Origin of the sequence: Agrobacterium tumefaciens (assembly GCA_025560025.1) — a bacterium.
Lineage (GTDB): Bacteria > Pseudomonadota > Alphaproteobacteria > Rhizobiales > Rhizobiaceae > Agrobacterium.
Genome location: CP048488.1, coordinates 1 through 13,475, shown reverse-complemented (window position 1 = coordinate 13,475; position 13,475 = coordinate 1). Strand labels below are relative to the sequence as shown.

Below are 13,475 nucleotides of genomic sequence, written 5' to 3'. Positions count from 1 at the left end.
CACCTCGGCGCCGTCTGTAGTCTACAGATCAAAGATTTCGAGGCCTGGAATTGTCATTTGCGCCGTTCCCAGCAATAATCTGGGAAGTCTCGCTGCAAAGGCCTGCCTACCGCTATCGACAATTGCCATTATGCGATGTCGGCCGTCCATGACTGAGATCCAGCCCTCCTCTTTTGAGGTCGGTGACAGCACCGGAAAACCTATTGGTTGGTTGGAACCGATCCGGCGCACCCAATAGTCATATTTCCCTTGCTTGAAATCCACGCCGCCGCCCCCTCTCCTATCGATCGACCAAAACCACGGTGCATAATTTCCGAGGTGCTGATCAAACCCAGCACTCGGCACTTGGACGGTTACATAGTCGTCCAGGTCCGCGAGCGGCACTTTTTCATTTGAGATATAGGTGAGGCCGAGAAGGGTCGTCATGGAGCCAGCATCTCTGATGGAATTATAGGGTTGTAGTAAATCACATGATTTGCTGGTCAGAAGGTGAAACCAACACACCGACATAAAGTCGGCCATTTAACCCTGCGTCCGGAAGCGTCGAAGGGCGCGCGGCGAACGGCGGTCAAGAAGCAGGACCCCGTCAAGACCGGACGAAACACTTCTATCCTGCCGGCCCGCATAGGTCTGCGACCGATCTTCAAGGGCAGAGAAGACCTGGGCGACACGCCTGCGACGCGTTGCTTCGGTCGGGGGCCGCTCTTGTACCAAGGCAAGGATTTCCTTGTCGATACCCAGGAACACACCATCATCGATCTCGCGGCCGACATAACCCGCACCAACCTGATCGGATAGATCAAGTACCGGCTGATCGAGGATAATCGAGTAAGCTCGTGTAATCGCTTCGAAGAGATCAAACGTCACGGTGATGCCGTCACCCTTTGCCGGGGGATCCAGCACTCTGCCCTCTGCACCACCGGCCTTGAACATGAAGAAGTTTGCACAGCGCGTGGTCGGCGCCCGTCCGTTGACCGTGTGAAGCGCCGAAACCTGCCCCAGTGCCTTCGCAACGGTGCTTGCGGCTGGCGCTCGGATGCGACCCTTGCTCTCGAACACATGGCGTTCCCTTCGCTTGATGCCGATAAAATCGGGACGCGATTTTGGAGGAGGAGGCGCTGCGCCAGCTTTCGGCGCGACCGGAGCCGTTGGGGATCCCCATCGACAGGAGGCAAGGCCGGCGACATGCACGAGATACTGCACGCTCATCTGACTCTGAGCATACCAGTGCGTGAACGCCTCGCCGAAAAGGAACGAAACCCCCACCTTCTCCGACTGCTCCAAACTCCGAAAATAGGCCGTCGTGTTCAAGGAGGCATCCAGATAGCCCGTCGCCATCGCGACCAGCATTTTCTCCCGCCAGGGGCCAACGGTGCGGACAGCGGCTCGACGGCTGGGATAGCCGACGGTCAGCAACGAGCGGATGATGTCGGCATGTGTCGCTGGCAACGTTTTCGTGCCATTCAACGCCGTAAATCGCCCAGAGAAGTTTGCGGAAGTGACTGTAACGGACATGCTTATCGCCCGGCCCGGATCGACACCCCGATAAACCGCAGGGCGGCTATCAAGTCGGCTTGACGAACCAGCTCGACCGCCGGAGAGGCGACAAGTTTCGCAGCGACAGCCCGATCGTAGACCGCCACGCAATCTGCCGCCGTGAGGCGTGAGGAATAGAGCAATCCATCGACAGCATAGGATCGAAAGATCGACTCGCTCAGTCTCTGCCCTTCCTGATGTTCCTTGCCCCGGGCTGCGTCCGTGCTGACGCCCAACCTCAGGAGGCCGGTCGTGCGCAGGTCGAGAAGAATGAGAGCATCCGTGGCCGTCACCTCAGTGACCGACCAGTCCTCGATTTCGCTCTCATCCAGCACTCGCTCCTGGGTCCCCTCGAAGCGGTCGCGCACAATCGTCTCCGCAATCGCGGTCGCGAGATCATATGCGGCATAAAGCAGTCGGAACATCTGGTTGGGGCTCGAGAATCGCGATTGGCCGAAACCCATGCCAAGCGGGGTCGACATGTGGGCTACAGGTATAATGCGGACATAAGATTGCGGGAGAAAGGCAAGCGCGAGCTCCCGAACCGTTTGGGGATCAAGTTTCACGATTCAGCTCAACCAAAATCGCGCTCGGCCGCATCCAGAACTTCGTCTAGATTGCCCATTTTGAGATTGTCGAGCGGCGTTCCGCCAATGCTCGGCTTCGGCTGGATCAGCCATTGCCACGCCACACGCGGATTGCGGATGATTTTGGTGACCTGAGGCATGCCCTCGACCGGCCGGCCATCGACAAACTGAGCCAGGGGAAAGACATGCTTTCGCTCGCCCTTGAGCAGACCGACGACAGCTCCGCGCTTGTGCCAGTCGTGCAAGGTCGATCGCTTCGTGCCGAACTTCTTCTCGATATCGCCCGGACCAGCGACCGGACCGGCCCAGTCTTCGATGCGGGTTGGCGTCGCAAATTCGTCGAGCCTGCGGCGCCCTTCCTCCATGTCTACCGATTGCCCCAGACCAGCACCTCGGCTGACCTCCACAGGCTTTTCGACCGATACCTCCGCGAGTACATGACCTGGCTTCGCAGCCAGTTCGGCGACGGCGGCTTCCACAATATGGGCGAGTTCCGTTTCATCGTCGGCAATCCGATGCTGTTGCTCGACAGAAAGGCGCGCTGCCACCGCAGAGACCACGGCCATGACCTTGCCAGTCGCTGCAAGCGCCGGCTTTGAAAGGCCTGGATTGTGTCGGGCCAAAACCTTGAGAACATCGGCTACCGCAGCCGGATTGACTTCTAGCTTTGCGCGCATCTGCGATTTACGGGTGACAGCAACCATCTTCGTCTTCCTTCTTGACTACAGCCAAGATAATGCGGATTGTCCGATTTGTCCAGATTGTTGCCCTCAGATTCGGGAGCGGCCAGCACTGAGGCCCTTAGAGATTTGATGGCGAACTTACCCTCTTTTTATCGACCTGATTTACAGACGGGCAGTTAGGCTTATTCGCGTATTACTATCGGACTTTTTAGTTTGCGTATTTTTCTACTTGGCACGAGGGTTGTCGTTTCGCAATGGAAGAGCACGAAATACAGAAATGGCTGAAGGAATTTCCCGGGGCGCGCCGCGCCGCGAATGGTTTCTTCATCGGCGATGAACGTGGCGAGTTCTACGTCACAGGGATCGAACCACTCGATCCAGATCTCAGCAATGAAGAACTGGTTTATGCGCCCTTCTGCTCTAAGAATGAGATTCTCCGGCTGAGGTCGTTGAGAAGCGCGCATGACTACTTGCTGCGAATTCGGGCTAACTCCGTTGCCGATTCTCCTCGAGTTACGAGGGTGCTTGCCCACCGGAAGCGTGCATTTCAGCAGAACGGTCGCCCTTGGACTCTGACATCCTACTACGAAACCGTCAATTTGGCTCCGAGACGCTATCTTGAGCGACTGCCGAAGGCCTTACGAAAATCCGCTCGCTCAATCCCCTATGGCTACGTCCCAACCCTGGAAGTGAACGCCGCTTGCTTAAAGTCCCTGGTAGGCGAGGTGATCATCGTCTCCGAAGCGTTGCGCTACTTCCTCTATTTCATGACTGTATGTTTTCATGGCGCACACTATGAATTTCCGATGGGCGACCGGATTGATGCAGCCTTAATCGCCCTGCGGACGATGATAGGGTCAGAAGCCCAGGACTTTGACATCGATCCGCGAGCTAAACTTCCAGCGAGTGTGGACGCTGCTATCAAGCGCGATGTAGACGACATGCTCGAATTCACATTCGGGCATGAGTTTAGTCATTTGCTTCTAGGTCATATGGAAGAAGCATCTTCGACCGAAAATCTGGAGGATCTAAAAACCTATAACCACGATCTAGAATTCAGTGCTGACCTCCACGCGATTACAGCCATCGGGTCGGATAAAGATGCAAAACTCCGCCTTTCCAACGGCGCCTATCACATATTTCTCTTCCTCCACTTAATTGAACTTTTGGGCTCCCGATTTCTCGACATACCTCGGTTTTCGGTATCCGAGACCCATCCAGCGCCGCTTGAACGGCTGTATGCGCTGAAGGCAGCGCTTGGAGATAGGAACCAACCAACAAAGCAACATCTGGACGCACTCGTAAAGCACGTCGGCGTGGTGGCCGAGGCGCTAACACAACGAATCGACGGTGCGCCGCGGAGCGATCTGTTGTCATTTTATGGCTCCATGTATTTATTTGGCCTTGGTGGTGAAATGCGAGAGGACAGAATTGATTTCTGACTTTCAACCTTGGACGTCTGTGAATTAGTGGATGCAGAAAACATGGTTTGTCATCCTGCTCCTGCCATATCGTTAGGCGTCAGTAACGCCCGCCGAAAAAATAACCTGCAACACGTCTTTCTAAGTAGTAGGTATTTTCAATGCCTCTCTCTTGGGCATACATCTGTTAAAGCAGAACTGTCGGTAAAATGGGGGGCAAGAGGTGGTCGATTTCAAAAAGCTTCGCGAGGACAAGGCAAAGCCGAAGCCCGTCGCCCCACGAGATATCTTTCATTCCCTGCCGAAAGCCGTCGGGATCAATGACCTTTATGTTAGCCAAGCCGAAGCTCTCGATGCTTGGTATCCATCCCGGAGAAACGACAAGGATGTCGTTGTAAAACTGCATACGGGGGGAGGAAAGACCCTGGTTGCGCTTCTCATGGCACAATCAACCATGAATGAACTCGGTGAACCCGTTCTTTATCTCGCACCAACTACCCAGCTCGTCGAACAGGTTATTGCCAAAGCGACTGAATATGGAATCCGCGCGGTGCCCTACACGAGGGGGCAGCCTTTAGCCTCCGAGTTTCTTGATGGTAACGCCGTTCTCGTGGGGGCCTACGAGAGCCTTTTCAGTGGTCGCAGCAAATTTGGTGTTCGAGGTTCCGCCAAACCGGCAGTGAAAGTCGGAGGCATCATCTTAGACGACGCGCACGTCGCGCTTTCCTCTGTTCGTAAAGCATTCAGCCTGACGATCACATCGAAAGACCACCTCGAGGTCTATCAGGAGATGGCGGATCGTTTCAGGGGCGCGTTCGACGAGGTCGGACGAGGCGGCGCCTTTGCTGACATCACGAGGGGGAAGGACTTCGGCGTGATCGAGGTCCCCAGCTGGGCTTGGCTGTCCAAGGTCCCCGAAGTTCGGGAATTTCTTTCACAGCATGTCGAGGGCGTCGATCCCTACATATGGCCTCTCCTACGTGACAATCTGGCCATGTGCCACTGCCTCTTCAGCCGCAAATCGGTGACGATCACCCCCACCTTTCCGCCGGTTGATCTTCTTCCGACGTTCGATGACGCTAAACGCCGGATCTACATGTCTGCTACGATTTCGGACGACAGCGAGATTGTTCGCACATTCGGTGCCTCCCCTGCTGCAGTTGGCAGACCGATTCAGTCTTCATCGCTCGCGGGTGTAGGCGAGCGCATGATCTTGGTGCCCGAGCTGATGCCGCTCGGCAATGTCGCTATCACACCGATGGTTAAACAGATCGCGAAATGGATTGCCGGTTACGCCGGCGTCGCGATTTTGGCGCCGTCCGGGACCGTTGCGAAAGGATGGTTGGATACTGCGGAATATCCAGAGACAAGTGAAGCGGTTAGCCACCGCATAAAAGATATGCAGGCCGGATCGTTCAAGGGTCCGATCGTTCTTGCTAACCGGTACGACGGCATTGATTTGGCTGGTCAGTCTTGCCGCCTGCTGATTATGGATGGCCTGCCACAGGGTACGACCGACTACGATATGTTTCGGACGAATGTCCTTGCAGATTCCGCGGTCAACTCGTTGTTGGCCCAGCGGATCGAGCAGGGCCTAGGGCGCGGCTCCAGGGGTGGCGGCGATTTCTGCGTGGTCGTCCTGACGGGAAGCGACTTGGTTGCATGGATCGGACGCAAGAAGAACCTTGAGCATCTGACCGCGAGCAGCCGCGTACAACTCAACGTGGGACAGGAAGTGAGTGAGGCTGTCGCCAGCTATCAGGAAATTGGCGAAACGATGCTCAAGTGTTTGAACAGGGATCCGGATTGGGTTGCCTACCATGCGTCAGAGTTGGCAGCCGCCACCCGGCCCCCGGGGATCGACGAACTGTCGCTGAAGGTCGCCGGTGCTGAGCGCAGGGCTTTCCGGCTGGAAAGAGTGGGACAGTATGAAAGCGCCATTCAAGAACTCGAACACCTGATTTCCTCACCAGACCTAGTCCAGGATGGTCAGAGAAGGGCATGGCTTTCCTCGTTGGCAGCTCGCATCGCTTTCCATATGAATGACGATCACAAGGGTCAGCGACTTCAGACGTCAGCTTTCGCAACCAACAACAACCATATCCCACCTCGCATCCGACCCGCCTATATTCCGCGACCAATGGCAGGTCCACAATCCATGGCGATTGTTAGCCGAATCCTCGAATATCAACGTCGTGGATCGCTCATTCCTGCTTATAACGAAGCGGTCTCGGCTCTAGTGCCCGACGCCTCCCCATTCCAATATGAGGAGGCGTTAAAGAACCTTGGAGCATATCTTGGTTTTGACGCCGAGCGGCCGGAAGCAGTGCACAAAACAGGGCCTGATGTATTGTGGCGAACGAGCGGTTTGTTCGATTTCGTCATAGAAGCCAAAAGCGACAAGGAGAAGGACAACCCGCTCTACAAGAACGACCATGCTCAACTCCTAGAAGCCGAGCAATGGTTCAGGCGATGCTATCCCGGAAGGCAGTCTTTGCGGGTTTCGGCGCTTCCGGAGCCCATCGCCGATCGGAAAGCAAGCACCCAGGGAACGTACGCCCTTAAATTGGAGGAAGTGACAAAGCTCGTCGGAGCGGTCCGGAATCTCTATGTCTATCTAATTGGGCAACCCGGAGACAGGGACGTTCTTCAAGAGCGCTGTGAGGCTGAACTGCGCCGTACTGGCCTAACGCCGGACGGCATCAAGACGATCTATTTAACTGAGTTCAAATGAACGTTGCCGCCCTCTCCCGCGGATTTTGACTGCGGCGAATGCGCTGTCGTTTGCGACATGCGTCGCCACGAACGAGCGCGAAACAAAAGGAATTCTATGACCAGAAACATCTAAACGCGCGAGGACCCGACCGCCTCAATTCGTTCAATTCTCGCACCGACCATGTTTGCTGCCTTCACATCAAATCAAACCCCATGCACGGAAGCTTCCTCTCCCCGTCACTTCCCGAACGCCGAGTTCGGCGACGAGATCGAGCGCCGCACGATGGCTAACCTTCAATTCCTTGACTATCATCGACGAGGACACGATCGGTCGCGCCATCAGCAAGTCCACAACGCGCGGCAAACTGCTGGACGAGCGCTTTCCCTTCAGTTTTCGCTCGAGGTGCTCCCTCGCCTGTCCCAGCCGAATGACTTCCTTCATGGCCAGTTCAGCGCTGCTCGCCATTGCATCCAGCCCGGCAAGCATTCGTGAAGCGCGATTGTGTGATCGCCGCCGTTCCCGCGGCACAGCTTTAAGACCGGAGCAGATGCCAAACAGGTGCGAGGACACCTTTCCGCGCACCCGGAAATATGAATTCACGAGTTGGGTACCAAGCCAATGCTGCCGCTGCAATGGCTCCATGCTTTCCCATGCGTCCCATATCACTGCGGCCGCCAAGGTAGTCGGCAAGGCGTCAGCCTGAGCCAGAACCGCTCTCCAAGCCGAAAGGCGCCCTTCCTCGTCCCATCCCGGATCCCGGACAACGAGCTCACCGACCATCAGAGGATCCGCCTTGCTGCCCTCCACCGTTACCACCGCTTCGAGTGCGCGGGTCGACCGATCAAGAACTGCATCGATTTCGGCCATCTCCGCGGCGAAACAGTTGTCCTCTTCGTTCAGCGTCAGTTCGGCGGGCAAGGGCGATCTCCCCTTCCCTACCGACTCTCGTTCCGCAGAGCCCTCTGACCGCCCCACCAGGTTTACGATCCCAGCCCTGCTCGTCGCCCAGTCAGGGTCAGCTTTTTCGATGCGCCGCCGCGCTCTCAGGATCGAATGTGCGATGGTGATTTCGTGGGTCGGGGTACGCACATCCCGATTTGCGTCGTGGAGAACGAGATCCTCGATGTGGACAAGCTCGCCTGCGATCCACATGCTTGCGGCCGCCTCGGTGAAGTGAGACCTTTCGGTAAAGCCCTGCCTGACGGGGCTGCGACGAACAATTTCGTCCAGACGCGCGATTTGATCTTCTGCCCTTGCGATAGCCGGAAGCAGCACTGTCAAAGGCAAATCGCCAATTTCATATCTCATTGTTTTAACGTATCTATTTAGACCATCTTGAAGCTATAATAGCATACACTTCAATCATAGCAGATACTTTTTCTCGCGCGCGTACTATTTAGAGCTGCCAAGGCGTTCGAACTGTACAGGATTAGCGCCGATGGACGTGACATCGATGAAAACCACTGTTTTCCAGCCACTTGCGACGTGTTTACTTTGACTCCAAAGGACCAAGAGACGTTTACAAACGATCGTTTATCCTTATCCTCTGCGTTTGGAAAACTGCCCTTCAACACTCCTCAGGCGCTGCAAATGGCTCGTAACACGCAAAATCAACGTTCCGGTCGGCCTCAGGGCCGTATAATCGGCTATGCCCGCGTTTCGACGGACGAACAGGCGACGGAAGCGCAGGAGATCGAACTCAGGTCGGCCGGTTGCGACATTATCGTTCAAGAACATGGTTCCGGCGCCTCGCGTGCCCGCCCTGCTCTTTCCAAACTGCTTCGGGAGATTAGCGCTGGCGACACGCTTGTTGTGGTACGACTTGACCGCCTGGCGCGCTCGGTCAGTCATTTGCTCGAGGTAATCGAGGATATGACGGCGAAGGGCGCGCATTTCCGGTCGCTGCGCGATCCTATCGACACGTCGACGCCGCAAGGAATGTTTTCCCTCCAGGTTCTCGGCGCCGTGGCGCAGCTCGAACGCGCGCTCATTTCCGAACGAACGAAGGCGGGTATCCGCGCAGCCAAGTCCAAAGGAAAGCTTTCCGGCAACCCGGGCATCCGGGAAAAGCGCCCGGAGGCACTGGCAAGGATGACCGCGGCCCAGAAAGCGGCATATGGCGATAGGATTCAGGCGTCCGCGAACCAATGGCTTCCTACCGTTCGTCGCATGCGACCGGATCACACATGGGACGACATCGCCCGAATGCTCAAGCAGCGGGGCCTCGACTGGACGCCGGAACGTCTTCGCCGCGCCGTGAAGTGGATGGTGACGGAACGCCTGGTGGATGCAGCGCTCCTGAAAAAATCTCCTCCCCGTCTTCCCGAAGATCGCCTGATGACGCTTGTGGCCGGCATCCATTCTTCGAACCCAGACCTGAAGCTCCGCGAGATCGCCGGCCAGCTTGAAAGACTGCACGAGCGCACGCCGCGCGGTGGATCCAAATGGGCGCCCTCGTCCGTCAAGAACCTGATCGACCGCGCCCGACGTTCCGGGTTGATCACCGACGTCGACATCGCCGCGGCTGAATAGCGAGAGGATCACCAAGATCTCGGCTTTCGCAGGTTTTTGAGCAGCGATTCCGATACGTGGAGGCGGCTGTCATCCTCGACCTCCTCAGCAGTTCGCGGCTTTCCAGCGCCGACTGCATTCTTCTGCTCGTCCAGCTTTGCCCGGAGCAACGCCATGACCATCGGCCAGGTCGAAAACTTCCCATCCTTGGCCCGGTCGGTCAGGCTGCGCAGATAGCCCCCAGCGTTATTGATCTGACCGGCCCGCTGATAGATCGAAGCCAGCGTGATCGCCGCGTGTTGCTCGCCCATGGTTTCGCGGGCCTCCCGCCAGGCGCTCGGACTAATCCCCAGCATCGGCCGGGCAAGCTCAGCCGCCGCCAGCAAGTCGCGCCAATGCCGAATTGGACCTCCTTGGGCCAATTCCCGCATTTCGGGGCAGGCATCCAGCACGATTCCCAAAGGCAGCTCGCGTTTCGGCAAGCTCCGTACATTGTCGGTTTCCGCAACGCTGCCGCCCGCTTCATCTTTTTTTCCAGAGCCGTATTCAGATTCAAATTTAGAGTCTGGATTTGAATTCTGTTTGTGGCGACCGATATGGGACTCATTGGCGTCCAGATTCATCGTTTTTGTGAAAGATTCCAATACGTCACGGATCTCGATGCAGAGTTCCTGAAGCTCTTGCCCAATACTCTCGACAAGCTGCCGAGGTGCCGAGCGTGGCAGGCGGACGATGATCCCCTGATAGGTCTGGGTAACTCTTCCCCAGTTTCCAGGAACGCTCTCTTCGACGCCAGTTTCGATCATTTTGACAATGTCACGACGAAGAAGAGTCAAGCGCTCCTTGGCCACCCGGAAGGCCTTTTTTTCAGCTTGCACTGTCTGGGCCAGATCTCGGAACTCCTCGGCCCGCGCGACGATCGGCGACAGATCGAACCCATAGGCCTGCTCAATCTCCCCTCCCCTTCCCTTGCGGGCGAACCGCTTGCCATTGGGGCTGTCGCGGCGAATGATGAGCCCGCAATCAACCAGTATGGCAAGATGCCGGCGCAGTGTCGTGGCGGGCATGCCGTTGGCGCGAGCCATCAGCTGTTCGTTAGAAGGCCATACGACCAGTTCGGCACCACCAGTCAAGGCGGTCTCCGGGTAAAACGTCAACAGCGCGTTCAGGATCGAAAGTGAGCGGTCCGTGGCTCCGATCAGTCCCCGGGATTCACGGATGTGCTGGAAGACCTGCCATTTGTTGGCGACAGTGTCTGATGCGACCGCTTTTGCTGCCATCTGGCTTGCAATATGGCCGAGCGTCATCGGCCGCCGCCCAAAGGACGTCGTTGAGATATGCGTCTGCATTTCCTTTTACCTTTTGTTAGGCAATTGAAATCCGCCCGTCGAAATGACGCTTTCCCTTACGGGACCCTTGACTACGATTCCTGGAAATGCGATTCTCTTAGCTGCGAGACTACAGAGAAGGTCTTCCGGAACGCCGTTTCGGGGGCCTTTTTCTTTTGCGGTGAGAGCCAGTCCATCTCAGTCGAGCGGAGCTTTAAATTGGATGAAACCCTGACTATTGGTCGAGCTTGCCTCCTCCGTTGGTTTCAATGAACTGGGCGTACAGACTGTCCAACTGGTCAGCGACATATTCGCCAAAAGTTGGCACCAGTCTCTCGTCGAAAACCAGAGCTGTTCGTCCAGTTTCTTGTCGGATCGTCGCTGCCTTTTTCCCCTTTGGCGTGCTCCAGGCCCTTACCTTTTTTGGAGTCTTCGCAGGTGGCCTTGAAACGGCGTTGAAAATGAGGTTAAAGCGGGTATCGCTATCAGATTGCTTGAACTGCTCTGACCCAAGCATCGCTTCGATTGCGTCCGTTGCCTTAGGCTTCCCAAGCCCCTCGGCAAGTGCGACCCAACGCGATCGACCCGCTTTCGACGCTGGGCCGATTTGTGTGGCGAGGTTCAGCGGTATGCCCCTTGCTACAGTTATGTAGCGGCTGAGGTCGGCCTTGTCAGTGGATAGCGCGGCAATGATGGTGGCTCTATCAAAACCCGCATCTTCGAGGCGCAGGGCGAAGAGAGCCTTCTCAATGAACGAGAGGTCAGCACGGTTAAGATTTTCGCGGCCCTGGGCCACGACCAGTTCACAGTCCGTGAGATTTCGAACAATGGCAGAAACCTCTCTCCGCAGATTTACTGCCGCGCGCAGCCGCCGCCTTCCATATACGATCTGATATCGACCGGCAGCCTCAGGGTGCGGTCTGACAAGAACCGGCACCTGCTGCCCCTCCTGCGAAATGCTCGCCTCAAGCTGCTCGAATTTCGGATCCACGTCTGAGGGCAGCCGATCCGCGATCGGCGACCCGTCGATCATGGATGGATCCAGGGACACGACGGCTTCGCCTGTAGCCAGTTGATCCTGCAGCCGAGCTGCAGCCTTTGCGCCCTCAGCCATCTCTTGCAAAGACGAACCCATGGCCGAAATCGCTCCGGTACGAACACGAGCGGTCGACTTGTCGACTGCTGCTCTATCGGTCGCAGGTTGCTTCTTGAGGAACAAAGTATCGATTGCGTCTTTGCGGCTCATGATATCGGCCTCTTGGGTTTGGCGTCGTGGCGTCGCATTTTTGATTGCAAATGCGCTTGGTTGGGAGCTCCCAACAAGACAAGACAACTGCACCCTGGCCAATTAGCGATGGGCGTGCGTCGTCGTCTCAAATTACCCCGGCTTCTCCAGTGCCCCATGTCCAGGGGGCGAATCAACACCTGTCTGTTGGGAGCTCCCAACAGATCTGTGAGGAACGCAAAGCCTTTCATTAGACCCGCCCCCACGCCATCTTGATCAAAGCCTCGATCTCCGAATTCACCGCATCTAAAGATTCCATCGCCCGGTCGTATGTCGACCGCGTAAGGTTCTCTCGCCCTATCTCATAGAGCGTCTGCTTGGTTAAACCGGCATCAGATACCGCTGCCGACTTGACCATAGGATTTGTAAGGACGTGATCCTCGAACATGTTGCGCAGCAGTGCCGTCACTTTCGTCTGCGGCGCGTCCTGGGGCTCATAGCGCGTCAAGAGATAGCGTATGAAATCGTACTGGAGATTGCCCCCCGCCTCTTTCACGACACCCAGAAGGTCGCGTGTCATGAGGAGAAACTGGCTCATGGAAGCGATATCCAGCATCTGAGGATGTACGGTGATTACCATTGATGTTGCAGCACACAACCCGCTGAGAGTCAGAAACCCAAGCTGAGGAGGGCAGTCGATGACCACGACATCGTAATCGTCGGCGACCTCATCAAAGGCTTGGGCCACGCGAGTGAAGAACAATCCGTCGCGCGTACCTTTGTCAGTCAATGCTTTCGGGGTGGTATGCTCGAACTCCATAAGCTCGAGATTTCCAGGAACAAGGTGAAGACCATCAAAATACGTCGGTCGGATCACATCTCGCAACGGACGACGTGTGTCGTCGTACCGAATAGCCGCATAGAGCGTTTCGTTTGCACCGACATCAGTTTCTGGCAGAACGCCGAGGAGTGCTGAAAGACTAGCCTGCGGATCGAGATCGACTGCGAGAACCCTGTAACCTTGCAACGCCAGATACTGTGCAAGATGAGCGGACGTCGTCGTCTTCCCAGAGCCACCTTTGAAGTTGGTTACGGCAACGACTTGCAAATGCTCAGAACCTCGGCGATGAGGCACAAAATCAATGCTTTCACGTCCTCGAGTCGAGCCGGCAAGCATCTGCCGGATTTCGTTTATCTGACCGAGGGTGTAAAAGCGCCGTCCGTTGCTGGCGAGTTCAGGTTGCGGCCCTTCGCCAGCCAGTGTCATCTTTCGAAGAGTTGAGTCAGATATTTTCATCAAGCGTGCGGCTTCACCCGAGGTGAATTTGCGCAAGCTCTTGTGCGACGTCGGAGGAAACAACGCCTCGCTCATCGCTTGAAGCTGAGAGCTGAGCTGCTCAGCATGCTCACCAATGGTAACATCTACCGACGGGCGATCATTTCGGGATATGGCAGCGGCTTTGCTCAC

The 13,475-nt window shown here is 56.3% G+C and carries 11 protein-coding genes; 3 read left to right on the top strand and 8 right to left on the bottom strand.

Annotation, left to right across the window (positions count from 1 at the left end; all coding sequences use genetic code 11):
* Nucleotides 1-21 precede the first annotated feature (21 nt).
* The 4 genes from FY152_25590 to FY152_25575 all read right to left on the bottom strand — a co-directional run bounded on the left by FY152_25590 (nucleotide 22) and on the right by FY152_25575 (nucleotide 2,827).
* Complete coding sequence (locus FY152_25590) at nucleotides 22-426, bottom strand: hypothetical protein (protein UXS35720.1); 405 nt, start codon at nucleotides 424-426, stop codon at nucleotides 22-24.
* Nucleotides 427-522: 96 nt separating this feature from the next.
* A complete protein-coding gene (locus FY152_25585; protein UXS35530.1) occupies nucleotides 523-1,515 on the bottom strand; it encodes a hypothetical protein in 993 nt (330 codons plus the stop codon).
* A 2-nt stretch (nucleotides 1,516-1,517) separates the two neighbouring features.
* Complete coding sequence (locus FY152_25580) at nucleotides 1,518-2,102, bottom strand: RES family NAD+ phosphorylase (protein ID UXS35529.1); 585 nt, start codon at nucleotides 2,100-2,102, stop codon at nucleotides 1,518-1,520.
* An 8-nt stretch (nucleotides 2,103-2,110) separates the two neighbouring features.
* Nucleotides 2,111-2,827, bottom strand: coding sequence for a hypothetical protein (locus FY152_25575; protein ID UXS35528.1), 717 nt, complete (start codon nucleotides 2,825-2,827; stop codon nucleotides 2,111-2,113).
* A gap of 233 nt (nucleotides 2,828-3,060) precedes the next feature.
* Here FY152_25575 and FY152_25570 point away from each other — a divergent pair, with 233 nt between their 5' ends.
* A complete protein-coding gene (locus tag FY152_25570; GenBank protein UXS35527.1) occupies nucleotides 3,061-4,248 on the top strand; it encodes a hypothetical protein in 1,188 nt (395 codons plus the stop codon).
* 202 nt (nucleotides 4,249-4,450) lie between these two features.
* A complete protein-coding gene (locus FY152_25565; protein ID UXS35526.1) occupies nucleotides 4,451-6,961 on the top strand; it encodes a DEAD/DEAH box helicase in 2,511 nt (836 codons plus the stop codon).
* A gap of 180 nt (nucleotides 6,962-7,141) precedes the next feature.
* Here FY152_25565 and FY152_25560 read toward each other — a convergent pair whose 3' ends face one another.
* The gene (locus FY152_25560; GenBank protein ID UXS35525.1) at nucleotides 7,142-8,251 is read right to left on the bottom strand and encodes a DUF1612 and helix-turn-helix domain-containing protein; all 1,110 of its coding nucleotides are present in this window, start codon (nucleotides 8,249-8,251) and stop codon (nucleotides 7,142-7,144) included.
* Nucleotides 8,252-8,533: 282 nt separating this feature from the next.
* Here FY152_25560 and FY152_25555 point away from each other — a divergent pair, with 282 nt between their 5' ends.
* A complete protein-coding gene (locus FY152_25555; protein UXS35719.1) occupies nucleotides 8,534-9,475 on the top strand; it encodes a recombinase family protein in 942 nt (313 codons plus the stop codon).
* 8 nt (nucleotides 9,476-9,483) lie between these two features.
* Here FY152_25555 and FY152_25550 read toward each other — a convergent pair whose 3' ends face one another.
* The 3 genes from FY152_25550 to repA form a co-directional block, all read right to left on the bottom strand.
* Nucleotides 9,484-10,803 (bottom strand): replication initiation protein RepC, encoded by a 1,320-nt coding sequence (locus FY152_25550; GenBank protein UXS35524.1) that lies wholly within the window; start codon nucleotides 10,801-10,803, stop codon nucleotides 9,484-9,486.
* A 214-nt stretch (nucleotides 10,804-11,017) separates the two neighbouring features.
* Entirely contained in the window at nucleotides 11,018-12,028 is a 1,011-nt protein-coding gene (gene repB / locus FY152_25545; GenBank protein ID UXS35523.1) for a plasmid partitioning protein RepB, read from the bottom strand.
* A 229-nt stretch (nucleotides 12,029-12,257) separates the two neighbouring features.
* Nucleotides 12,258-13,475, bottom strand: coding sequence for a plasmid partitioning protein RepA (repA, locus tag FY152_25540; protein UXS35522.1), 1,218 nt, complete (start codon nucleotides 13,473-13,475; stop codon nucleotides 12,258-12,260).

Coding starts and splice junctions, on each gene's coding strand:
- FY152_25555 (UXS35719.1), top strand. CDS start 8,534: ATGGCTCGTAACACGCAAAATCAACGTTCCGGTCGGCCTCAGGGCCGT.
- FY152_25575 (UXS35528.1), bottom strand. CDS start 2,827: ATGGTTGCTGTCACCCGTAAATCGCAGATGCGCGCAAAGCTAGAAGTC.
- FY152_25585 (UXS35530.1), bottom strand. CDS start 1,515: ATGTCCGTTACAGTCACTTCCGCAAACTTCTCTGGGCGATTTACGGCG.
- FY152_25570 (UXS35527.1), top strand. CDS start 3,061: ATGGAAGAGCACGAAATACAGAAATGGCTGAAGGAATTTCCCGGGGCG.
- FY152_25550 (UXS35524.1), bottom strand. CDS start 10,803: ATGCAGACGCATATCTCAACGACGTCCTTTGGGCGGCGGCCGATGACG.
- FY152_25560 (UXS35525.1), bottom strand. CDS start 8,251: ATGAGATATGAAATTGGCGATTTGCCTTTGACAGTGCTGCTTCCGGCT.
- repB (UXS35523.1), bottom strand. CDS start 12,028: ATGAGCCGCAAAGACGCAATCGATACTTTGTTCCTCAAGAAGCAACCT.
- FY152_25590 (UXS35720.1), bottom strand. CDS start 426: ATGACGACCCTTCTCGGCCTCACCTATATCTCAAATGAAAAAGTGCCG.